General features: G+C 45.3%; 19 protein-coding genes. 11 read left to right on the forward strand and 8 right to left on the reverse strand.

Annotated features, from left to right (window positions below; genetic code table 11):
- Both H027_RS0113500 and H027_RS0113505 read left to right on the forward strand, forming a co-directional pair.
- Complete coding sequence (locus H027_RS0113500; protein ID WP_024872986.1) at positions 1–648, forward strand: ATP-binding cassette domain-containing protein; 648 nt, start codon at positions 1–3, stop codon at positions 646–648.
- A complete protein-coding gene (locus H027_RS0113505) occupies positions 641–1,252 on the forward strand; it encodes a CDP-alcohol phosphatidyltransferase family protein (RefSeq protein ID WP_024872987.1) in 612 nt (203 codons plus the stop codon). Before H027_RS0113500 ends, H027_RS0113505 begins: the two co-directional genes overlap by 8 nt.
- A gap of 5 nt (positions 1,253–1,257) precedes the next feature.
- Here H027_RS0113505 and msrB read toward each other — a convergent pair whose 3' ends face one another.
- The 4 genes from msrB to H027_RS17905 all read right to left on the reverse strand — a co-directional run bounded on the left by msrB (position 1,258) and on the right by H027_RS17905 (position 7,275).
- Positions 1,258–2,334 (reverse strand): peptide-methionine (R)-S-oxide reductase MsrB, encoded by a 1,077-nt coding sequence (gene msrB / locus H027_RS19395; protein ID WP_024872988.1) that lies wholly within the window; start codon positions 2,332–2,334, stop codon positions 1,258–1,260.
- 118 nt (positions 2,335–2,452) lie between these two features.
- Positions 2,453–4,708: a sensor domain-containing protein gene (locus tag H027_RS0113515; RefSeq protein ID WP_024872989.1), complete on the reverse strand. Its 2,256-nt coding sequence runs from the start codon at positions 4,706–4,708 to the stop codon at positions 2,453–2,455.
- A gap of 149 nt (positions 4,709–4,857) precedes the next feature.
- Positions 4,858–5,241 (reverse strand): diacylglycerol kinase family protein, encoded by a 384-nt coding sequence (locus tag H027_RS0113520; protein ID WP_024872990.1) that lies wholly within the window; start codon positions 5,239–5,241, stop codon positions 4,858–4,860.
- Positions 5,242–5,259: 18 nt separating this feature from the next.
- Positions 5,260–7,275, reverse strand: a complete 2,016-nt coding sequence (locus H027_RS17905) for a bifunctional DedA family/phosphatase PAP2 family protein (RefSeq protein ID WP_024872991.1) — start codon at positions 7,273–7,275, stop codon at positions 5,260–5,262.
- A gap of 669 nt (positions 7,276–7,944) precedes the next feature.
- Here H027_RS17905 and H027_RS0113530 point away from each other — a divergent pair.
- The gene (locus tag H027_RS0113530; protein ID WP_024872992.1) at positions 7,945–8,142 is read left to right on the forward strand and encodes a hypothetical protein; all 198 of its coding nucleotides are present in this window, start codon (positions 7,945–7,947) and stop codon (positions 8,140–8,142) included.
- Positions 8,143–8,353: 211 nt separating this feature from the next.
- Here H027_RS0113530 and H027_RS0113535 read toward each other — a convergent pair whose 3' ends face one another.
- On the reverse strand, positions 8,354–9,292 hold the full coding sequence (locus H027_RS0113535; protein ID WP_024872993.1) for an aminoimidazole riboside kinase: 939 nt from the start codon (positions 9,290–9,292) through the stop codon (positions 8,354–8,356).
- A gap of 562 nt (positions 9,293–9,854) precedes the next feature.
- Here H027_RS0113535 and H027_RS0113550 point away from each other — a divergent pair.
- The 7 genes from H027_RS0113550 to H027_RS0113580 all read left to right on the forward strand — a co-directional run bounded on the left by H027_RS0113550 (position 9,855) and on the right by H027_RS0113580 (position 18,151).
- On the forward strand, positions 9,855–11,120 hold the full coding sequence (locus tag H027_RS0113550) for an extracellular solute-binding protein (RefSeq protein ID WP_024872995.1): 1,266 nt from the start codon (positions 9,855–9,857) through the stop codon (positions 11,118–11,120).
- A gap of 82 nt (positions 11,121–11,202) precedes the next feature.
- Positions 11,203–12,078 carry a carbohydrate ABC transporter permease gene (locus H027_RS0113555; RefSeq protein ID WP_024872996.1) on the forward strand — a complete coding sequence of 292 codons (876 nt, stop codon included), beginning with the start codon at positions 11,203–11,205 and terminating at the stop codon, positions 12,076–12,078.
- Between the two features lie 8 nt (positions 12,079–12,086).
- Positions 12,087–12,998: a carbohydrate ABC transporter permease gene (locus tag H027_RS0113560; RefSeq protein WP_051448993.1), complete on the forward strand. Its 912-nt coding sequence runs from the start codon at positions 12,087–12,089 to the stop codon at positions 12,996–12,998.
- A 19-nt stretch (positions 12,999–13,017) separates the two neighbouring features.
- Positions 13,018–14,472 carry a glycoside hydrolase family 32 protein gene (locus tag H027_RS0113565; protein WP_024872998.1) on the forward strand — a complete coding sequence of 485 codons (1,455 nt, stop codon included), beginning with the start codon at positions 13,018–13,020 and terminating at the stop codon, positions 14,470–14,472.
- A gap of 10 nt (positions 14,473–14,482) precedes the next feature.
- Positions 14,483–15,610: an ABC transporter ATP-binding protein gene (locus H027_RS0113570; RefSeq protein WP_024872999.1), complete on the forward strand. Its 1,128-nt coding sequence runs from the start codon at positions 14,483–14,485 to the stop codon at positions 15,608–15,610.
- A 99-nt stretch (positions 15,611–15,709) separates the two neighbouring features.
- Positions 15,710–16,726, forward strand: a complete 1,017-nt coding sequence (locus H027_RS0113575; RefSeq protein ID WP_081741515.1) for a LacI family DNA-binding transcriptional regulator — start codon at positions 15,710–15,712, stop codon at positions 16,724–16,726.
- Positions 16,727–16,894: 168 nt separating this feature from the next.
- A complete protein-coding gene (locus H027_RS0113580) occupies positions 16,895–18,151 on the forward strand; it encodes an HD-GYP domain-containing protein (protein WP_024873001.1) in 1,257 nt (418 codons plus the stop codon).
- Between the two features lie 47 nt (positions 18,152–18,198).
- Here the strand turns inward: H027_RS0113580 and pyk are convergent, their stop codons facing one another.
- Both pyk and H027_RS0113590 read right to left on the reverse strand, forming a co-directional pair.
- Positions 18,199–19,638 carry a pyruvate kinase gene (gene pyk, locus H027_RS0113585; protein WP_024873002.1) on the reverse strand — a complete coding sequence of 480 codons (1,440 nt, stop codon included), beginning with the start codon at positions 19,636–19,638 and terminating at the stop codon, positions 18,199–18,201.
- Between the two features lie 208 nt (positions 19,639–19,846).
- A complete protein-coding gene (locus H027_RS0113590) occupies positions 19,847–20,698 on the reverse strand; it encodes a MurR/RpiR family transcriptional regulator (RefSeq protein WP_024873003.1) in 852 nt (283 codons plus the stop codon).
- 244 nt (positions 20,699–20,942) lie between these two features.
- Here H027_RS0113590 and glk point away from each other — a divergent pair, with 244 nt between their 5' ends.
- Positions 20,943–21,908 carry a glucokinase gene (glk, locus tag H027_RS0113595; RefSeq protein WP_024873004.1) on the forward strand — a complete coding sequence of 322 codons (966 nt, stop codon included), beginning with the start codon at positions 20,943–20,945 and terminating at the stop codon, positions 21,906–21,908.
- 69 nt (positions 21,909–21,977) lie between these two features.
- Here glk and olsF read toward each other — a convergent pair whose 3' ends face one another.
- On the reverse strand, positions 21,978–23,705 hold the full coding sequence (gene olsF / locus H027_RS0113600) for a bifunctional ornithine lipid synthase OlsF (RefSeq protein WP_024873005.1): 1,728 nt from the start codon (positions 23,703–23,705) through the stop codon (positions 21,978–21,980).
- Positions 23,706–23,767: the final 62 nt, after the last annotated feature.

Genomic DNA, 23,767 nt, shown 5'->3' on the forward strand with positions numbered 1-23,767 from the left:
ATGTTCGAAATTAAAGATCTGGCGATCTCGATAGATTCGGACGTCATTTTGAGCCAGTTCAATTTACAGATTCCCGCGGGCGAGATCGTGACCGTGATGGGCGGATCGGGCTCTGGTAAATCTACCTTGCTAAACTGGCTGATTGGTGATCTGCCGCCAGTATTTCGTGCCAGTGGCGAACTCTGGCTGAATGGTATGCGGCGTGACCAATGGCTCATCGAAGCGCGGCACATCGGCATCCTTTTTCAAGATGACCTGCTGTTTCCGCATCTGAGTGTCGGACAAAATCTGGCCTATGCGTTACCCGCCCGTTTCACTGGTCGCGCGGCACGCCGGGCTCGAATTGAAACGGTGCTCTCTGAAGTTGGGCTGGCCGGATATCATGATCGCGATCCGGCGACCTTATCCGGTGGTCAAAAAGCACGCGTCAGTTTATTACGCGCCTTACTGGCAGAGCCTGACGCACTGCTATTGGATGAACCCTTTTCCAAGCTGGATGCCAAATTGCGGGAACAATTCCGAACCTTTGTGTATGAACAGATCAACCGGTTACAGATCCCGACGTTACTGGTGACTCACGATCCTGCGGATATCCCGCCGTCAGGCCGGGTGATTGAAATAGGTAACAGGAGAACCAGCGATGTTTGACCGTTCTCTAATTGCGATATTACGCAAACCACTGCAAAAAATAGCCGCTATTTTGGTATCACACCGTGTGACGGCGGATCAGATGACGGTGGTGGGTTTTCTGATCGGCCTGACCGCGGTACCGCTGATCATCAAAGGAGCGTGGATGTGGGCGGTGTTCAGTATTCTGTTGAATCGTCTGGCCGATGGTCTGGATGGCAGTATGGCCCGTTTAACTCACCCGACCGATCGGGGTGCTTTTCTGGATATTGTCCTCGATTTCCTGTTTTATTCCGCTATCCCGCTCGCATTTGCACTGGCTAACCCGCCAGAGAATGCCTTGGCAGCGGCCGTACTGATTTATAGTTTTATTGGTACGGGGTGTTCATTTCTGGCCTTTGCGGTATTGGCGGCCAAGAGAGGGATCGCCAGTACCGAATATCCGAATAAAGGGTTCTACTATCTGGGTGGCTTTACCGAAGCGACAGAAACCATCGTGCTGTTTATCGCGATGTGTCTGTTTCCCGTCTGGTTTTCGCCACTGGCTTATGGTTTTGCTGCACTATGCCTGCTGACAACCCTGTCACGGATCGCAGCAGGCATACAGATGTTCACAGTCAAATGACGCTATTACTTAAAGAGCGTTGCATATTCGCCGTAGCCCGCTTTGGTCAGTTGATCTGCCGGAATGAAACGCAGCGCGGCAGAGTTCATACAGTAACGTAATCCGGTCGGTGCCGGGCCATCAGGAAACACATGTCCCAGATGGGAATCTCCCAGTTTGCTGCGCACTTCGGTGCGGGTGGTAAATAACGTATTGTCTTCGATTTCTACAATGTTTGATGCAACCAACGGGCGCGTGAAGCTAGGCCAGCCGGTTCCTGAATCATATTTATCAATCGAGCTGAATAACGGCTCACCCGAGACAATATCCACATAAATGCCCGGTTTTTTGTTGTTCCAGTAGGCATTATCAAAGGGCGGTTCAGTGCCGCTTTGTTGCGTGACTTTATATTGCAGCGGAGTCAGTTGTGTTTTCAGATCGACCTTAGGACGAGTCCCCGTAGGGTCAAACCAGATGCCGTCCCAGGTCTTGTGCAGGAAATCATCGCGACCTGAACGTGAGCGATAATACTCATACCGGATCGGGTTTTTCTTGTAATAATCCTGATGATATTCCTCTGCCGGCCAGAAGGCGGGCGCTTTCAGGATCTCGGTGACAATGGGTTTATCGAAAATACCGCTTTTCGATAGATTGTCTTTAGAGCGCTGGGCTAGTTGTTGCTGCTCGTCGTTATAAACATAAATGGCAGAGATATATTCATGGCCTCGATCGACAAATTGACCATCACCATCGGTAGGGTCGATCTGATGCCAGAAGGTATTCAGCAACTGATTATAAGTAATTACTTTGGGATCATAGGTCACCTGAACCACTTCTGTGTGACCACCCTGCCCATAATCGTGATAGGTGGGATGCTCTGTCGTACCGCCGGCATAGCCTGATACGACAGAAATAACACCATCTAATTTTTCAAACGGAGGTGTCATACACCAAAAGCAGCCCCCGGCAAACAGTGCTTTTTCTGTTTGCGGTGGTTGTTCGGCGGTGTTCATCGACATTGGCTGTTTTGCATCAGCTAGTGCTAATCCAAACAGACACAGGCAAGCCAAAAACAGGCTGACTGCTTTCATGATGAGTCTCATATTACCTCCAGTCTTTCTACGACGTCTTGTTTGATATACGCAGAAATAGTCGGTAGAGACTGCTTATTTCTTACATGGCAACAGAAAATAAACGCTGTATGCAGGCAGCGGTTGCGAATTAGATGAGGCGCTGGTTGTAAAATTCAATAAATTGCTCGGCTGGTAAGGGGCGGCTAAATAAATAACCCTGTATTTCGTCGATGCCGTATTCTTTTAACAGAGCGAGCTGCTCCTTTGTTTCAACGCCTTCTGCAATCACATCCAGATCCAGGGTATGCCCTAACTGAATGATCGCTTTGACGATTGCCGCATCACCATAGTCACTGACCATGTCATGCACGAACGATTGATCCACTTTTAACTTATCGACTTCCAATTGTTTCAAATAAGCCAGACTAGAATAGCCGGTACCAAAATCATCGATAGAAAGACGAACCCCCATAGTTGTCAGTTGATGGAGGATCTTTCTGACTTCATTCATGTCATGCAGAAGAATGGATTCGGTGAGTTCCAGTTCCAGATTTTCAGGGGGTAACCCGGATTTTTCGAGCGCCTGAGTAATGGTTTTAACCAGATTGCCGCGTTTAAATTGCAATGCCGAGAGATTAACGGCAACGATCAGTGCTGGTTCATGGCACTGGTTCCGCCAGCGTTGAGTTTGCTGACATGCTTCATTTAAAACCCATTCGCCAATAGGGATAATTAATCCACTCTGTTCCGCGCTGGGAATAAATGTCGCGGGCGAGATCATGCCATGTTGAGGATGTTCCCACCGGAGTAAGGCTTCAACGCCTTTAATTCGCTGTGTGACGGCATCAAGCTGGGGCTGGTAATGCAGGCGCAGTTCATTGTTTTGCAAGGCATGATGCAGATCGGTTTGTAACTGCATATAGGCCATTGCCTGGCTGTTCATCTTTTCATCGAAAAAGCGATAGGTATTCCGCCCGGCATGTTTGGCATGATAAAGGGCGGTGTCTGCTTGTGTCAGTAATGTATCAAAGGTTCGTTCATCCTGAGGATATAAGCTGATCCCAATGCTGCAGGACATATTCAGGGTGTAAGAGTCGATACTAAAAGGCGTACTGAACGCGGAAAGTATGTTCTGGATGATTGTCTCAATGAGACTGATATTTCCGCCAATATCGGTCAGCAGGATGACAAATTCATCTCCGCTTTGGCGGCTCAGCGTGTCGGTTTTACCAATACAGGTTTGTAATCGTTCCGCCACTTGGATCAAGAGTTGATCGCCACAGGCATGGCCCAAACTGTCATTGATATTAGTGAAGTTATCTAAATCAAGGTAGAAAAGGGCAACGGCAGTCTGTGTCTGATCGGCCACTACTACAGCCTGATTAAATCGATCTCTCAGCAGCGTTCGGTTGGGTAGATGCGTCAACGGGTCAAAATGTGCCAGAAAGGCAAGTTTCTTTTCTGCAGCATCATGCAAATGGCGGGTGCGCAGTGTGTTGATCCCAAACGCCAGATCAGAGGCCAGTTCTTCCAACAACGTCACTTCTTCAGAGCCGAAGGCATCAGGTTCGGCAGCATAAATGCTTAATACACCGATAATCTGATTTTGGTTCTTTAGCGGAAGCGCAATACTTGAGTAAAAATGCCGGGGGAATTCGGTATCAAACCAGGGGGCTAACGTAGGGTTTGTAAGCGTATTCGCATTAACTACAGTTTTTCCGGTTCTGATCGCTGTACCGGTTGGGCCTCGTCCATGTGGAATATCATCCCACGAGATCGCAAGCGAGTTCAAAAAGTCTTCGTCATAACCTGATTGGGCGATGGGGCGTACACTTTTGGCAATATCCTGTTCAGGATAACCCACCCACGCGAGTTGATATCCGCCCACATCTACCGTTAAACGGCAAATATCAGCTAGCAAACTCATTTCATTTTCAGCATGAATAAGGGCGGCATTGCATTTGCTGATCAGTTTAAGTGCTCTGGTCAGTTGTCGCTCCATTTCTTCTGCGTGTTTGCGTGCAGTAATGTCTTCATAAATACCCAAGATACCGATGATATTTTGGTCGGCATCCCTTAAGGGCACTTTTGACGTTCGCAGATAAATAATATTGCCGGAAAATGTGGTCAGTTTTTCTTCATAATTTAATTTGGCTTCGCCAGAATCCATGACGAGCCGATCATCATCACGGTATCCGGCTGCCTGTTCGTGCCAGACCAGATCAAAATCAGTTTTTCCGATGATATCTTGTGGCGAGGTAAACCCGGCATCTTTTGCAAAGAGGGAGTTACATCCTAAAAACTGAGAGTTGATATCCTTCCAAAACACACGAATAGGGATGCCTTCTACGACTTCCTGAAGCAGTGAGGTATAAGCGGTTGCAAGAAAAACTTTACCTATCAAGCGATATTCCTGTGCAGTATTTGTAATTATTAAGAATTGTCACTTACTGAAATAACTATATAGCTTTTAGTGAAGATTGAGCAATTCAACGACATAGAATTTTCCATTTCCGGATGTCATAGCCCATTTTTCTCCTTCATTTATGAGGTTTAGGCGGTCAGGTGAGGAATAAAAATCAGAAGCGCAAGAATGAAAGCGCCGATTGCACTCAACAGCACCGCTCCAGCAGCCACATCTTTCGATTTCTTGACTAAGGGATGGAAATCAGGGGATGCAACATCACACAACAATTCAAATGCGGTATTCAATGCCTCTGCGACCCACACAGACACAATCGCCAGAATCAACAAACACCATTCAGTGGATGTAACGTGAAGCAATAGCCCGAGCAAAATCACGCAGATTGTTGAAAATAAGTGTACCCAGGCGTTGTGTTCGCTTTTTAGCATTTCGGTGATGCCACAAACCGCATGTTCAATACTCTTAATTCTTTGTGCGATTGAAAACGATGGTTTCTCTGTAATATTCGGCATATCGGCTCCAAAAGATAACTACGGATGTAATGAAATGACATGGATATCATCATGACTGGCAAAAGGAATATCTGGCAAGTTACGCGTGTTTATGGTGTTTTTTGTATTTGCATTGTCATCATTGGATGGAGCATATAATCCGACAAATATATTTTTACCATCAGTGGAGATATATGACGTCTGCCATATCTTGAGATAATAAACAGATAACGGTGTATTTCTGTCCACTTGTTTTCTAAAAGTCAGATCCTGCATTTTAAAATTCCAAAATGCCGGATAAGCGGGTGCGGAAAGGTTGGCTGATCGAGTAATAAATGATTTCATGGCATGAATGAGAGTTGGGATATTAGCGGTATCTGTTTGTATCCAACCTGCTTTTGTCAGTGCTGTCATCAGCGTGGTTCTATTTTTGGTAATGAAAATGAAGTTGATATTTTGCGGTTTTGTTCCTATCAAATTCTCAGACTGTTTTAACTGAGGGGATGTGAATATATCGGAAACGTTTGTTATAACTATACTCTTATGAGGCTGTTTTGGCGCAGGTAATGGCTGATAGTTTAATGAGAAAATAATATAAAAAAGAAAAGCTGAACCCGATACCAAGCCAGTTGTCCATCGTTTGACAGATAAACTTAGCATGAGCGTAGGCGTTATGCTTTTAAACTGGAGCCATTCCGAAAGGGCTATGGCAATAATTAACCAGATGCCGCCTACCAAGTAACCACACCAGATATCACTGATGTAGTGCACACCAAGATACACGCGGCTTAGACCAATTAGACATGCCATCGCCACGGTAATGAAAAAGATATTTACTTTATTTGACCAGTCATGAGCAAAGCGGATCAGCAGATAACCCATAAAACCATAAATAGCGACTGAAATGGCTGTGTGGCCACTAGGGAAAGAAAATGAATTTTCCTGATAGATCGCAAATTCAGGGCGGGCGCGCTGGAACGTGAGTTTGCCAATATAAGTAAAAGAGAGGCTACCTAAGGCGGAAATCAATAATGGCAAAATAAAAACTTTTTTTTGCCACAACCAGAGAATGATAGACGCTGCAAATAACAAAACTGAAATAACTTCTAATTTACCCAGAAGGGTTATCCATAAAAACAGATGCGTTAATGATTGGCTTCTGAAAATGTAAAAAACATTTGATATTTTAATGTCAAAAGTAACAATCGAATCAGACGTGATGAAATCTTCTATAATTCCAGCGAAGAGTGCTACTACATAGAATAAAGCAAATAGGATTATTGTTAATGGCCTTCCGGCGAAGGTTTTACTGTCCATTCTCGCATTTACAAATATAGTTAATTTTGGATAGTTATCATTCCAATAAAAAATATATTTGTTGTTTAAGAGAAAGTGTGTAATGACTTGAAACATGGTGTTAAGAAAGAAAATGATTTTTTTCCCGGTTTTGATGGTTAGCCATTTTAAAAACAAAAGGCATAGCAAAAACATTATAATACCACTGAGCAGTAACCCCGCTTGTGATGACCATAAAGTTGCTACATTCAGATATCGTGATAGAAAATAGCCTAAAAATAGATAAGTCAGAGCCCATCCTGTCACACCCAATAAATCACAGATAAAAAAAGCATCCTTGCTTATCTTGAGATGGCCAGCCATGAGTGGCATCAATTCTTTTCTCCGGTGTATAAATCGCTCAAAACAGATATTCAACACACCAAATTGTGTGAAAGCATGACCTTGGTTTTTTATCTCATCATTGTGCCAAAGCCTGAATTTTGAGTTCAAACGGCTAAAACCGTATTTTAGTCCGAAATAATAGTTGCAGTTATCTCCGAGCAAGGCCCCTGCGATAGCAAAAACAAGCAGCGGTAAGGCATCGACGTGACCTGATTGACAGAGCACGCCCGATATAACCATGATGGTTGAGCCTGGTATCAGGCGGCTAATCCAAAATGTGGTGTCTAAGAATGCAATGAGAAACACAATCCAATAGCCGTCAGCCACAAGTGTGCAGAAGTAGGACAATATGTCACTGATAACCTCAGTACCCATTACGTGCCTTCTGGATGACATCCTTTCTACGTTGATTATAGTGTCGCTTTAGTTTGCTGCAGGAACTCAGCCTACATTGTCGAACAATGCTCGGCCAATCAAAACGAGTGGCGGCTCTGATTTGTCACTGATTTATTTCTATTTCCGAAAATATATTGATATCAAGATAAATTATGAGAATGTCCGTATGACTTGTGTTGAATTAAAAATAGTGGGCAAGTGGACTCTGCTATTTCAAAGGCAATAAACCGAATCATTTGCTTATTTTTAGTATCGATCTGTTAATTGATGTTGATTTATATGTGGTTATGCCTTTTTAGGGAAATTAATGAAATTTTAAATTATTAGACATGCAGAAATATTGTATGTTAATGAAACCGCTTTCTGTTGTTTTGTTTTTGAACACCTCTTATTGATATATTTAATTTGCATTTAAAATGGTGTTTGTTTTAATAAAATTTGATACTGTTCACTTAAGTTTATATTTGTGACAGACATACCGAATCGAAAGATATCTCTTTCAGATAAAAGCGCGGGCTGTGTAAACTCATTTCACCACCTAGAAAAATAGGTTTTAACTCGAGAGTGCTAGCAATCTTTAGGGGTGATTGACGGGCTCTAGAGGGTGCATTCATTGTTTTTCCACTTATGATACGGAGTTCAACGGGTATGGATTTTCATTTAACTGAAATAAAAAATGCGCATCTTTTTATCGAATACCTTATGTGTTCGGGCATTAAATCTCCCCGTTCACGTAGTGAAGATTGGGAGTTGGTTGAAAAGGATCGCGTGATTGCTAGAATAAAAAAAGATCATAACGGCATTGCAAAATTCTTTATTTGCGCAGCCTTATTGGGCCGTAAATAACTGTTTTATAAAAGTGTTTTAAAAAAGAGACTTCGATGTAAGTCTCTTTTTTTTCGTTAAGGATATTTGCCGAATATATTCAGTGAATTAATTTGCCGAATATATTCACTGAGTGAGTTAATTTATATTCACTCAGTTTCTATTTTTTATGATGTCTTCAATCAGATAGAACAGCCTGGATCGGTTTGTAACGCAATCCAGGCTTGTGTCGTTATTGTACGGCAGGCTCTGCAAGATAATGCTGTAATTGTTTTTTGGTTGGTAAGGCAGTCATTGCGCCTTTGGCAGTGGTTGCTAATGCTCCGCAGGCATTGGCCTGACGAATAATATTCAGCAACTGTTCATTGTCATGCCAGTTATCACAAACCACCAGACCGGCCAGCAAACCACCAACAAATGCATCACCAGCACCCGTGGTATCAACCGGATCAACAGGTTTCCCTTTGACAAATTGCTGTTCGTGATTGTGAACCACTAACGCACCTTTTTTACCCTGCGTGATGATAACCAGAGGGAGTTGATACTGTTTTTGTAACCAATCCAATGCAGCCTGCAAGTCGGCTTGTTCAGTCAGAAAGAGCAATTCATCGTCTGAAAATTTAACTACATCAGCGAGAGCGACAGCTTGCAGCACCACAGGCTTTAGATCAGTCGGATTCGACCAGACCTCTTCACGTAAATTGGGATCAAAAGAGACATATCCTCCCGCGGCTTTGATCGCTTTCATGGCGGCGAGGGTAGTTGAACGCGAAGGTTCATTGGCCAGCGCGATAGAGCAGACATGCAGCCATTCACCTTTTTGAAAAACAGGAACATCCGCAGGTTGCAGGAACTGATCTGCACTTGGTTTTACCATAAAAGTAAAACTGCGTTCTCCTTGGGCATCCAGATCGACAATCACGGTGGATGTCCGGTGTACTTCATCCAACAGCATGTATTGGGTATCAACCCCTTCATCTTTGAGCACTTGTTTCATGAAGCGGCCCAGCGGATCCTGACCTACGCGGCCAAAAAACGCACTGTTGCCTCCGAGTCTTGAAATAGCCACCGCCACATTGGCAGGTGCGCCACCCGGACATTTCAGATAATTGGTTTCGCCATTCGGGATCAAGTCAACCACCGCATCACCAGTAACCCATACTCTTGCCATCTCAATTAACTCCATTGTGAAATGCAATGTAACGAAATTTTGTTACATCTGTTTTATAGGAAAATGCCAATGCTGAAATATAAGTTAAAAAAACAGACAAAGAGTAATGAATTATCGAAGCATGTTTTATTTCTGCCGGAGCCCGCAAATTTTTCACCCGTCATCTGATTCTTGAATGTGCTTGCGGCAGCACTGGTCAGTCTGGAACTCAGTTATCTGACGGATGGTTCATGATACCGAAATGTCATGTGTTCATTTTCATTGGGAATATCGACGAGGTGGTTTTATTTTCTGTCGATGTCGCGGATATCTGGGTAACAAATTTTTTGCGTTACCCTTGTGTTTTATTTGTTTTTTTGGCTTTGTTAACCATTTTATGTGATTTTGATCGTTATTTTTGCCGTTGCGCCCTCGTATATTGCTGCCAGCTCAATAAGTGTCTTGTTGTTACATTTATTTTGAGTTTTGTTTCTTTGGTGTTGAGTAAACAATCACCATTGACACTCTATTTTGTGGTCACCAATGGTGATCGGATTATTGTCAGCAAAGGGAAGGGAATAGCATGAAAAAATCCTTACTTGGATTGTGTGTTGCCAGTGTGTTTGCAGCACAAACAAGTTATGCACTGGAACTGAAAGCATGGGTTATCGATGGTGATTCTGAAAAACCGTTTTTCCAGCAACTGGAAAAAAACTTTAATGCCAAATACAAAGATCAGAATTTAACCGTCAATGTTGTTCCTATTCCCGGTTACAACAATGCAATTCAAGCGGCAGCACTGTCTGGTGATTTGCCGGATGTGATCATGGTGGATGGTCCAAACATGGCCAACTATGTTTGGACGAAAATGCTACAGCCGCTAGATGGCTTGGTGGACAAATCGATTGTGGCGGATTTACTCCCTTCGGTAAAAGAACAAGGCATATACGGTCCTGATAAAAAAATTTATATGCTCAGTCCTTATGACTCCTCCGTGTTGTTGTGGGGTAATAAAAAATATTTACAAGAAGCAGGTGTCCGTATTCCAACCAGCATTAAAGATGCGTGGGACGACAAAGAATTCGCGGATGCCCTGGCAAAACTGGCCAAAGTCAAAGGTGTGCAGTGGCCACTTGATATGAAACTGAATTATGACGGTGAATGGTTTACTTATGGATTTGCCCCATTTATTCAGTCTCGCGGTGCGGATCTGATTGATCGTAAAACATGGAAAGCAGAAGGCACGCTTGATTCCCCACCGGCTATTGCTGCACTGACTGAACTTCAGACCTGGTCAAAAAATGGATGGATAGTACCCGCTACGGCAGGGGATAACCGTTTTTATGGCGATAAAACGGCAGCATTGGCTTGGGTTGGCAACTGGATGTGGCGGGCTCATAAAACGGGGTTAGGTCATGATCTGGTGTTGATTCCTGCCCCTAAACTTGCGGGAAAATCGGTGTCGCCAAACGGTGGTTGGGGTTGGGCTGTGCCTGCAAAAACAAAACATACGGCGGAGGTTTCAAAATTCCTGAATTTTGCCCTCTCAACCGAACAAGTCGCCAAGTACGCCGATATCACGGGCTATATTCCAGCGCGTAAATCGTCGGTCGCATTGTCAGAGATTTATCGTCCGGGTGGAGAGGGGGCGTTATTTGTAGAACAAGCCCAGACTGCAGCGGTTGTGCGTCCGGTTCACCCTGCCTATCCGGTGATTTCCAGCGCATTTGGAAAAGCGGTACAGCATATTCTGCAAGGATCGGATGTGAAGGATGAATTGCAGAAAGCGGCAAAAACCATTGATGAAGATATCGAAGATAACAGTGGTTACCCTCCGTTTGATAAGTAATCAGTAAGCCAACGTCGCGCCTGTCTTGGCAGGCGCAGACCTCCTTTTCTCATTCGCTTAATCAGGTTATGCAGGAGTTATTATGCGCCAGTTGAAGAAACTGATGCCTGAATTGGTCATGCTGATGCCCGCCATGTTGCTGTTAATGCTCTTCGTGGTTGTGCCATTTTTCATGTCAGGCTATTTATCTTTCACGAATGAAAAACTGATTGCCCGTCCAATTGCCACCGCATGGGTTGGATGGCGTAATTATGAGAAGCTTTTTACGGATCCCGCTTTTTGGCAGGCGGTAAAAAATACGTTTTATTTTGCACTGCTGGTGACACCGTTCCAGCTTGCTATCTCGCTGGGCTCTGCATTGCTATTAAACAGCAGACTGCCATTTCGTTCGCTATTTCGTAGCATAGCTCTATTGCCATTACTGACACCGATCACCGTGATTGTCGCGATCTGGGCCGTGTTATACAAAATACCGGATGGACTGTTTAATCACCTCTACCAGTTATTATTTTCCACATCGCACTATATCGACTGGCTGGGTAATGTGGATATGGCCATGCCAGCCATTGTGTTGCTGTCTGCCTGGGCCACTTTCCCTTTCCAGATGCTGATCTATCTGGCAGGGCTGCAGGAGATACCCAAGGATCTTTATGAAGCGGCAGAACTTGATGGTGCAAAACCGTTCCAACAATTCTTGCATGTGACGCTGCCCTGTCTGCGTAATACCAATATTTTCGTCATCATTGTCACCACCATCGGTGCGTTAAAGCTGTTCACGCAGGTCAATATCCTTACCCATGGGGGCCCGAATGGCGCAACCAATACCATTATTCATTACATGTATGAAAACGGGTTTGTGGCACAAAAAATTGGGTATGCCTCTGCTGTATCGGTCACTTTTTTCCTCACTGTAACGGCTATTGCCTTGCTGCAACGTTTTCTGATGAAAAATGAATAGAGGTCACTATGAAGTCTGATTCAGTCCAATTGGTATCTGTCATTGACGATACAACTGAACGCAAAGGAATGCCGATAATGCAATTTCTGGCGACGCTGAAAAATATACGCATCTGGTGTGCTTTATTGCTTGCCGTTTGTGTGATGGCACCCTTGATGATGATGGTTACTATCAGTCTTAATCCTGATGAAGAACAAATCATGATCTCAATGGGGACGATCAAGGCATTTATTCCTCATGTCCTATCGCTGGAAAACTACCGTCAGATTTGGGGCGATCCGAATCAACCCTTTGCCCGATATCTGTTCAATACGCTGTTTATTGTGTTTACGACGGTATTTTTATCGATTGTTGTCAATTCCTCGGCCGCTTTCGCGCTGGCATGGGGCGAAGGTCGATATCGCAAAATCGTGATTGGTGGGGTCGTCGCCTTACTTGCTATTCCGGGTGAAAGTCTGGCTCTGCCACAACTTTTGATGGTGAGCAAGATGGGCATCATCGACAGCTATGAAGTACAAATTCTGCCGTTTATTGGTAATGCAATGGCACTGTTTTTGTTCTATCAGTTTTTTACCAAGATCCCCAAAGATTTGATCGATGCTGCCAAGGTAGACGGTGTCAATCTGTTCAAAACCTACCTGTATATCGGTTTGCCTATCTCTAAACCGGTGATTGCCACCGTCGCTATTTTGCAATTTCTGGAATTCTGGAATAGCTACCTCTGGCCGGTCATGGTGACCCGAGGACCGGAATATCGCCCTCTTTCGGTGGCTATGTCTGCTTATTTCGGCAGTAACCAGGCGTATTGGGGCAACATCATGGCGTTTGCTGTCTCAATGGCTGTCCCTGTCATCATTTTCTTCTTATTCATCCAGCGGCATTTCGTCCAGAGCATCACGGGCAGTGCGGTGAAAGGTTAAGTCTTTAACAGGAGTTGTTATGTTAGCGGAAAAATATTATCGCCCACTGGTTCATTTTACGCCGCCTTATGGTTGGCTGAACGACCCGAATGGTCTGGTTTATAAAGACGGTGAATATCATCTGTTTTATCAATTTCACCCGTTTGACAGTGTGTGGGGCCCAATGCACTGGGGGCATGCCGTCAGCACAGATTTATTGTCATGGACGCATCTGCCCATTGCGCTGGCACCTGACAAGCTGGGGGTCTGCTTTTCGGGTACTGCTGTCGTTGACCGTAGTAATCATTCGGGTTTTTTTGCCGGAACAGAGGGACTGTTGGCCTACTATACGATTACAGGCGATAACGCTCCGTTTAATCAAAGCCAAGGGTTAGCATACAGTCATGATAATGGTCGCCATTGGACAAAATATGCAGGTAATCCAGTAGTTGCCAATCCTGGATTGGAAGACTTCCGTGACCCTAAAGTGTTCTGGCATGAGCTGAGTCAGGCCTGGATCATGCTGGTAACCACCGGTCAGCAAATCGCCATATATCGCTCTTCCGATGCAATAAGTTGGCAGTTCAGCTCTTTCTTTGGTGAGAATTATGGCGCGCATGATGAGCGTGCATGGGAATGCCCTGATCTATTTGAAATTAATATCCGCGACAGTCAGGAAACTCGTTGGGTGCTGATTGTTGGTGTACAACGGGGCGCGTATGCCGGCGGATCTGGGACACAATATTTCATCGGCCATTTTGATGGTGAGAAATTTATACCGGAAAATCCTCCGGAAACAGTGCTGTGGCTGGATTATGGGCGTGATTTCTATGCCACGCAGACATGGTCCGATATCCCGACAGCCGATGGGCGGCGAATTGCAATCAGCTGGATGAGCTGTTGGCCTTATGCCAATCAGATCCCGACACAAAGCTGGCGTTCCGCCATGACGATGCCGCAAGAGTTGTCTCTTAAAAAAACAACGGATGGATTACGTTTGTGTCACGCTTTTATCCGTGAGTTAAACGAACGGTGTCGAAATCCGGTATTGGTAGTGGATAAAGCGCTGGATCGGTCTGGCATGGCCTTTGTGTTTGACTGGTCGGCAGCAAACCGGCTGCAATTCTCACTCGAGTTGGCAGATAACAGTTCATTATTTTTACAACCATTCAGCGATCTCACGTTCACTTTCACTGTGTTGCAAGGGCGACTGACCCTGCGTTGCCAGCGTCTCGGTCAAATCGGGGTGGCGGAATATGATGAACATTTTCCTCATGATTTTTCGATTGCTTTAGGGGATAACAGACCTTTGAACATTGATTTGTTATTGGACCGTTCATCCGCGGAGTTATTGCTGGATGATGGACAATATTCCATTACAAATCTGGTATTTAGTAAGGAAGGGCCTGTGCAAAAATGCCTTGCGGTGCTCGTTTCCGGTGAGGTGGCAATTCGCAATTTTCACAGACATGAACTGCACAATGTGATGGCATAAGGAGCTTGAAATGGCTGATTTAAAACTGAATAAGGTAATTAAACGATTTGGCGATGTGCAGACCATTCATGGTGTAGATCTGGATATTAAACACGGCGAATTTGTTGTGTTTGTTGGCCCTTCCGGTTGTGGTAAATCCACATTGCTGCGCATGATCGCAGGGCTAGAAACGATTACTGATGGTGCGGTGATTATTGATGATCAGATTGTCAATGATGTGTTGCCCTCGGATCGTGGTATCGCCATGGTGTTCCAGTCTTATGCTCTTTATCCGCATATGACGGTGCGCGAAAATATGAGTTTTGGTTTACGGCTGGCGAAAAAAAGTAAAACAGAGATTGAACAACGGGTTGGCGAAGCGTCCCGCATTCTAAAATTAGATCACCTTCTGGATCGTTTACCTAAGCAACTGTCAGGTGGACAGCGTCAGCGGGTTGCTATTGGGCGAACGATTGTCCGCAACCCGAAAGTCTTTTTGTTTGATGAACCACTATCGAATTTAGATGCTGAATTACGTGTTCAGATGCGAGTGGAAATTGCCAAGTTGCATGAACAACTGGGCAATACCATGGTCTATGTGACACATGATCAGGTCGAGGCCATGACGATGGCTGACAAAATAGTGGTCTTGCGTGATGGTCGGGTTGAACAGGTCGGTGCACCCTTAGCTCTTTATCATAATCCCCATAATCAGTTCGTTGCGGGGTTTATTGGTTCGCCCCGCATGAATTTTCTTAATGCCACGGTGGTGCAAACTAAAAATAACGAAGCCTGGCTGAAATTGACGGGCGGGGAAGAGTTTCAAGTACAGATTGATCGTCCGGTGACCGTCGGTGATGTGCTGTTATTAGGAATTCGGCCTGAACATTTGCAAGTTGATACCACTGGCGATGTCCGTGTTTCAGTGAAGGTGGATGTCGTCGAAGCGCTGGGCGGAACCACATTCGCGTATACGCAATATGCAGATGAAGATCAGGTGGTGGTTGTGACCGATGGGAGGCATATTATCCCACGAGGCAAAACAATGCAGGTCAGTTTCAGCATGGAACATATTCATTTGTTTGACACTAAATCCGGTGTCAGTCTTTTACAGCAACAAAAGCGTGCGCGTGTAGAACAACTGCTGGCCACAATGTGATCGTGCAATACGTAATATGCTGAACAATATAGAAATCAGTGATGTTGCTTTGGCATATTACGTACCATCTGAAAAAAATGGCAATGGTTGAAATTGATTATGACAACGATAAGAGATGTAGCAGAACTAGCAGGGGTATCTATCGCCACCATTTCCCGCGTGATGAACAATAAAGGAAAGGTTTCGGAAGAAACGGCAGAACGGGTACGGGCGATAGTAAAAGAACTGGGGTATGTTGATGCGAAACAACCGCTGAAACGTCGTCAGGCTGCCCCTAAGCTGCAGGGGGTATTTGCTATTATTTTGCCTACGTTGTCCAACCCGTATTTTGCTGAATTACTGGATATTGTTGAGCAGGAAATTCAGTACATGGGCCGGTCGCTGCTGGTTTATAACTCCCGAGGGGATATACAGCGGGAACTGGGTCTGCTGAATATCTGCAAACAACAGAAAATAGATGGTTTGTTTATTGTCCCAAGCTCGAACAAACCTGAACATATCATGACACTGAATCAGCAACCTTTCCCGGTCGTTTCATTGACCCAGTTACATGCAGAATTGACCAGTGTTGCAGTTGATCATGCTGAGGGTGGCGCGCAAGTAGCGGAACATCTGACCAGCATGGGGCATACGCAAATCGGTTATCTTGGCCCGGCAGACGAAAATGAACAGAAATTTACCGGATTTCGCAACAAACTGGCTGAATTGCGTATTTTATTGCCGGTGGAACGCATCATCGATACCCCCGATGTTTCAGCACCGGAATTATCAGCACGATTTAATGCTTATCTTGATCAGCATTCCGTTTTGCCATTTTCTGCAATTTTTGTCTTTAATGATGTTTCGGCACAACTGGTAATTGAAACGCTGCATGCGCGCGGCTATCGCGTGCCTGAGGATGTATTGGTTGTCGGGTTTGATAACACCCTCATTGCTCAAGTCATGAATATCAGCAGTGTTGCTCAGCCTATCAGAGAAATTGGCCGGTTAGGTTTTCAGGAAATGATGCGCTTAATTGAACAACGTGGCACAGAGAGCGATATTCACCATCTGATATTGTCGCCAAGGTTGGTTTTGCGGAATAGCTCAGTCAGAGTCCTTAAGAAAATATTGTGATCTCCAATGCCGGAGTACTGCGGATTTTTTGGTGTTTAAATTTTGAGCTGCCACAAAAAATTATCCAAATGGGGCTATGATTATAATTGAGTTATGTCTGTATAGGCATGACTTAACGAGGAGAATAAATCGACAACGTATATTTAAAAATAATTTGAGAGCATTGCCATGAGTCAGGAATTTAAGTTGCAAGACATCATCATTTCATTGGCTCATTCCATCGATATGGTCAGTTCATTTGTTCATCAGCACCACTTGAGAGTTGCATCATTAGCTGAGTCGCTTGCTGAGGAAGCCGGATGGAGTGAGGAACAAAAAAAACGGTTAATTCTTGCTGCAGTACTTCATGATATTGGTGCAGTTTCATCTTCTGATAAGGCCGAACTGGTTCGGATGGATGTGAAAGAAGATCATGCTCATGCCGCATTAGGGGCAGGAATGCTGCAAAGTTTTGCTTATTTCGCTGATATTGTTCCCGTGATCCGCTACCACCATCATCATTGGCACAATGGGGCTGGAAGCAAAATTCATGGTGAAAATGTACCGGAAGAAAGTTTCTTATTACATCTGGCAGATCGGATTGAAATTTTAATTGATCCTAATTTGTGGGTTTTGGATCAAGTCGAAAAGGTCAAAAAAACAATTCAAACGCTATCAGGAGCCGTTTTTAAACCTGATCTGGTCGATGTTTTTCTGAGAGCTTCTGCGAACGATGCGTTTTGGTTACGAATTGACGGCTGCTCGATGGAAACAGTACTTCACCGGACATTAGCGCACGAGCTACCCATCCCTGTTGATATTGATATGCTGGAATCGCTAGCACAAACATTCTCGCATGTTATTGATTTCAGAAGCCGTTTTACTGCGACACATTCTGCCGGTGTCGCTTCGGTCGCTTATGCGTTGGCCAGATTAAAACACTTTCCCGATGAGAAATGTCGACAACTCCGAGTTGCGGGATATTTGCATGATATTGGCAAGATTGCTGTACCGAGTGAGATTTTAAACAAACCTGAAAAACTGACGCCTCAGGAATTTAACCGTATGAAGGCGCATGCTTTTTACACCCATGAAATTTTGAGCGAATTGGGTGTACTGGGCGATATTTGCGATTGGGCAAGTAATCATCACGAGAGAGCGGATGGTACCGGTTATTCATTTGGACTCGACCGCCGTGCTCTTTCTGAGGAGTCGCGGATCATGACCTATGCAGATGTATTAACGGCCTTGCGGGAAGATCGACCCTACAGAAAACCGATGCCGCTTCACGAGGCAATAAGGTCGATAGAGATCATGCTGCAACCACAAAAGGATGATCCTATCTATCAGTTGCTTAATCAGCATCTGGCAGATATTGATAACGTGCGGATGCTGGCACAACAGCAAGCGAGAGCAACCTATCAGCAGATCGTGAGGCCGAACTAAATAAAAATGCCGACATTGTGTCGGCATTTTTGATTTCTGAATAATCGTTATTCCACGATCATCATCTTACAGGTATTGGTGCCACCAATGGTTTCAATCTTGTCACCGTAGGTCATCAGGATCAAATCGCCGGATTTCAGATAACCGCGGTTTTTTAACTCTGACAGTGCATCACGGCAATTTTGAATGACTGGTTGTGTTTCATCGGCATCAAAAAAGACCGGTGTGACACCACGATACAGCGAACACCAGTTCAGGGTTTGCTGGTGGCGGGACAACGCAAAAATCGGTAGCCCAGAGCTTAAACGTGACATCAGCAGTGGCGTGGTGCCTGATTCGGTCATTGCGACAATCCCTTTAACACCCTGCATGTGGTTAGCCGCATACATGGTGCTCATGGCGACGGTTTCTTCGATCGAGTTGAAGGTATAGGTCATGCGGTGATTGGACACGTTGACGCTCGGGTGTTTTTCCGCACCCAGACAGACGCTGGCCATCGCAGTCACGGTTTCAATCGGGAAGTCACCCGCTGCTGTTTCAGCAGATAGCATCACCGCATCGGTACCATCCAGTACGGCGTTCGCTACGTCCATGACTTCCGCACGGGTTGGCATCGGTGCTTTGATCATCGATTCCATCATTTGGGTGGCAGTAATGACAACGCGGTTCAGCTTACGTGCGGTGCGGATCAGTTTTTTCTGTACGCCCATCAGCTCAGAGTCACCGATTTCGACACCCAGATCACCACGCGCTACCATCACGACATCCGAAGCCAGAATGATGTCTTCCATGGCTTCATCGGTGGCTACCGTTTCAGCGCGTTCGACTTTGGCGACGATTTTGGCGTTGCAACCGGCTTCGCGCGCCAGTTCACGGGCGTAATTCAGGTCTGCGCCGTTACGCGGGAAGGAAACGGCCAGATAATCAACCTGCATCAGCGCAGCAGTTTTGATATCGGCTTTGTCTTTGTCGGTCAGTGCCGGAGCAGACAGGCCGCCGCCTTTCTTGTTAATGCCTTTGTTGTTTGACAACGGGCCACCGACGGTCACAGTGGTGAAAATTTTACTGCCCGTTACGCTTTCGACTTTCAACTGCACACGACCGTCGTCGAGCAGCAGAATGTCGCCCGTGACCACATCTTCCGGCAGTTTTTTATAATCGATCCCGACTTGTTCCTGCGTGCCTTCGCCTTTGCCCAATTCGGCATCTAACAGGAATTTATCACCGACTTTCAGTTGGATCTTGTTGTCTTTAAAGGTAGAGACACGAATTTTGGGGCCCTGCAAATCACCGAGGATGGCCACGGATTTGCCAAGACGGGCGGCCAGTTCGCGGATTTCTTTGGCGCGGGCAATATGATCTTCGGCGGTGCCATGGGAAAAGTTCATACGAACCATGTTGGCACCGGCCTGGAGGATCCCTTCCAGCACGCCTTCACGATCAGTGGCCGGACCTAGGGTGGTCACAATTTTCGTTCTTCTTAACATCTTCAGCTCCATGAGTTAGTTATAAACTGTGAATAACAAAAACAGAATTCGATATGAAAGCGACCTGCAATAAACATGCGAGAATGTAAGATGTAGGAACATTACAGGTCTGATGTGTCATTTTTGCGACGATTCAGTGATACACAATGATACGCAAAGATGCACTCTGATACAAACAGGAGAGGTGATGCGGTTAAGGTAAACGATTTCACTGATGCAGTGATTCAAAACGCGAATCTTTTATTCCTTCTTTGACCTTCTTCAAATTTTCACGGAACTTAGCACCACGACGAAGTGTGAAGCCAGTCGCAAGAACATCAATTAGTGCAAGTTGTGCAATCCGGGATGCCATCGGTAGATAAACATCTGTATCTTCAGGTACATCCATGGAAAGAACCAGATTGCATTGTTTTGCCAGAGGTGAGTCTTGTGCGGTAATACCGATCACAGTTGCATCATTATGGCGAGCCAGTGCTGCAATTTCGACTAAGGCTTTGGTTCTGCCCGTGTGAGAAATGACAACGACCACATCACCATCGCTGCTGTTAATACAACTCATACGCATCATGACGATGTCATCAAAGCAAACTACGGGAATATTGAAACGGAAGAATTTGTTCAATGCATCATGCGCCACCGCTGACGATGCCCCCAGCCCAAAAAATGAAATCTTCTTGGCTTGTGTCAGTAAGTCGACACAACGGTTAACAGCCGTCGAATCTAAACTGTTTTTGGCGACTTCCAGACAGGCAATAGTGGATTCAAAGATCTTGGCGGTGTATTCATCCGGCGTATCATTTTCTTCCACATGCAAATTTACATAGGGGGTACCATTCGCCAGACTTTGTGCCAGATGCAATTTGAAATCCGGAAACCCTTTGGTGTCTAACCGGCGGCAAAAACGATTGACCGTTGGCTCACTGACATCCGCCATTTTCGCCAGTGCAGCAATGCTGGAGTGAATCGCAACCTGCGGTGAACTCAGAATGACCTCAGCAACTTTACGTTCTGATTTACTGAAATGTTCCAGGTGTTTAGTGATTTTTTCCAGAGTATTCATGCTTAGTGATCCAGCTCGCAGCGAAGAATGTTGGTTAGTTGTTATTAATGTTAAAGGTAACAGAATAAATAATCAGAGGCAGCAAAATGTAGGAAAAAAACTACATTTGTTGATCAAAACACGGATGCTGTGATCTGTCTGGCGTTTTCTCAGTCTGACAATAGGTAGACTGTTCGTTATTGAAAGTAAATTAGTGTAAGTCTATCTGTATTCTGAATTAGATGATTTTTTTGGGAGACTATAAATGGCTGAACAGGTTCTGGTGGGCGATGTTGGTGGTACAAATGCTCGTCTGGCGTTATGTAGTTTGCAAGATGGTAGCTTATCGCACATCAAAAACTATTCTGGTGCGGATTACCCATCGCTTGAAGCTGTAATTCGGGTTTATTTGGAAGAAACAGCCACTAAAGTTGCTAGTGCATGTATAGCGATTGCTTGCCCTATTACGGGGGATTGGGTTGCGATGACGAACCACACCTGGGCATTTTCTCAAAGTGAAATGCAACAGAATCTGGGCTTGGATCATCTTTCCATTATCAATGACTTCACCGCTATTTCAATGGCGATTCCGGCTTTGAAAGCGGAAAACAAAATTCAGTTCGGCGGTGAGGCTGCGCAGGCAGGAAAACCAATCGCGGTATACGGTGCGGGTACCGGGTTAGGGGTTGCCCATCTGGTACACACGGGTGAAGCCTGGATGAGTTTGCCAGGTGAAGGTGGACATGTTGATTTTGCGCCAAACAGCACAGAAGAGGTTATGGTGCTAGAGGCGTTACGTGAAGAATTAGGTCACGTATCGGCAGAGCGTTTACTGTCAGGGCCGGGGCTGGTCAATATCTACCGTGGTTTGGTGATGGCGGATGAACGTGTACCAGAAAACTTACAGCCGAAAGATGTTACCGCACGTGCTTTGGCCGATGAAGATACTGATTGCCGTCGTGCATTGAGCCTGTTCTGTGTGTTGATGGGGCGCTTTGGCGGTAATCTGGCTCTGAATTTGGGCACTTTTGGCGGGGTATATATCGCGGGTGGTATCGTGCCGCGTTTCCTCGACTTCTTTAAAGCCTCTGGTTTCCGTGTGGCGTTTGAAGATAAGGGGCGTTTCCATTCTTATCTGGAACCTATTCCCGTCTTTTTGATTACTCATGAACAGCCAGGCTTATTGGGTTCTGGTGCTTTCTTACGTCAAAAGCTGGGTTATAAGCTCTGATCACAGTGACGAGAATAATAAAACGCCCCACATGTGGGGCGTTTTATTTGAGCAATCGTAAAAAGGTTGTTAAGCACTGGCCGTTGTGGTTTCTTCTTGTGGAAGGTGACAGCTAATGTAACGCTGGCGTTTATTCGGTTTCATTTTATGCACATCCACCAACACTAATCCATCTACGCAGTTTCCGAAGTCTGGATCTATGCCAAAGTCCAGAAACTGTACCCCTCCAGGTTCACACAATTCAGAATACTGCTTATATAAAGTAGGAATGCCGCATCCCAAGTTATCCAGCATCGATTTTAGGATGGCCAAATCCTGATGGTAATCTTGCCCAATAAACTGATTGGCTATATCAAGCGAACCAGTGGTATAAGGTTGGCGAGAGCGGGCGAGGGGCCAGCGTGGGCTAAAGTGCAGTTTGTAAAATGCAACGAGCAGATCGCGAGCCGGAGCCGGTAAACTTGCTGACATAGATACCGGACCAAACAGATAGCGATATTGTGGATTTTGCGCGAGGAAAGCACCAATGCCTTGCCACAGATAGTCTAGACTGCGTTTACCCCAGTAACGGGGTTGAATAAAGCTGCGGCCCAGTTCGATGCCTTGTTCCAGAATATGACTCATTGCGATGTCATAATGAAACAAACCATAGCTATATAATCCGGAATGACCTTTGCGTGCCAGTTGTTCCCGCGTAGGCATCAGGCGATATGCACCCACAATTTCCAGCTCTTTATGATCCCACAACAATAAATGATAGTAATCATCATCAAAGCTATCGAGATCCCGGCGCTGGCCTGTTCCTTCTCCGACGGCACGAAACGCGATTTCCCGTAAGCGGCCTAATTCTTTTAAGATCACTGAGGAAGGCGCTTGTTCCCGACGATAGAGATAGATCTGTTTGCCATCGGGGGTTGCGCCTAACGGCTTGCAACTTTCTACGGCTTTTTTCAGTTTGACCCGATCTTCTGCCAGTGCAATCGGGGCCTCGGTCGTCAAGATCCCTTTTTTCCCTTTTCCTAAGCGATAGAGGTGCTTGCGGAAGAGTTTGGCGAGCGCTTTACCAGTGACGGGTAATTTGGACCATTCATTAAATGGGATCTTGGCGCCGATTCTGATTTTGATGTTCCCTTTGCGCTGGTACAACATTTCACGTACCAGCAATAAGGTGGAAAGAGGCTTAAATAAAAGTGAAGAACCATAAAACAGCCATGAGTTATGACCCGTGATATGGATCGGTACAATCGGCGCTCTGTGCTGGCTGGCTAATCGTAAGAAGCCATGGTTCCAACTGCCGTCGTGAACTCCGTGCAAATGTAATCGAGAAACTTCGCCAGCCGGAAATACGATCAAGGCACCGCCTTTGCCAAGATGTTCATGAATAGCGGAAATTTGCTGACGTTGCGTATTCCCGTTCATGTTATCTACGGGCAACAACAGATTTTCCAATGGCTTAATCTGATTGAGCAACTGATTGGCAATGATTTTGACGTCGCTGCGGACCCGAGAAATAATTTGTAGTAGTGCCAGTCCGTCGAGAGAACCGATAGGGTGATTGGCAACAATCACAACGGGTCCTTGTGCGGGAATATGCTCCAGCTCATCCTCACAGACATCACAGGCAAAAGACAAATAGCGCAATGCTTGTTCAATAAAATCCAGCCCGTGTAAATTCGGATAGAGTTTGCCAAATTGCTGAAACTCTTTCTCACACAGCAGATAACGTAGAAAAGGCTTGTACCACCGGGGTACGGGCTTAGAAATATGGGTCGAGAGTAGCTCGTCGACAGTAAACATCTGGCAAACTCCATTTAATCCGGACTACCTCATTGTTTCCAGATGCAGTGAAGTTTCTGTGT

Source organism: Tolumonas lignilytica (assembly GCF_000527035.1).
GTDB lineage: Bacteria > Pseudomonadota > Gammaproteobacteria > Enterobacterales > Aeromonadaceae > Tolumonas > Tolumonas lignilytica.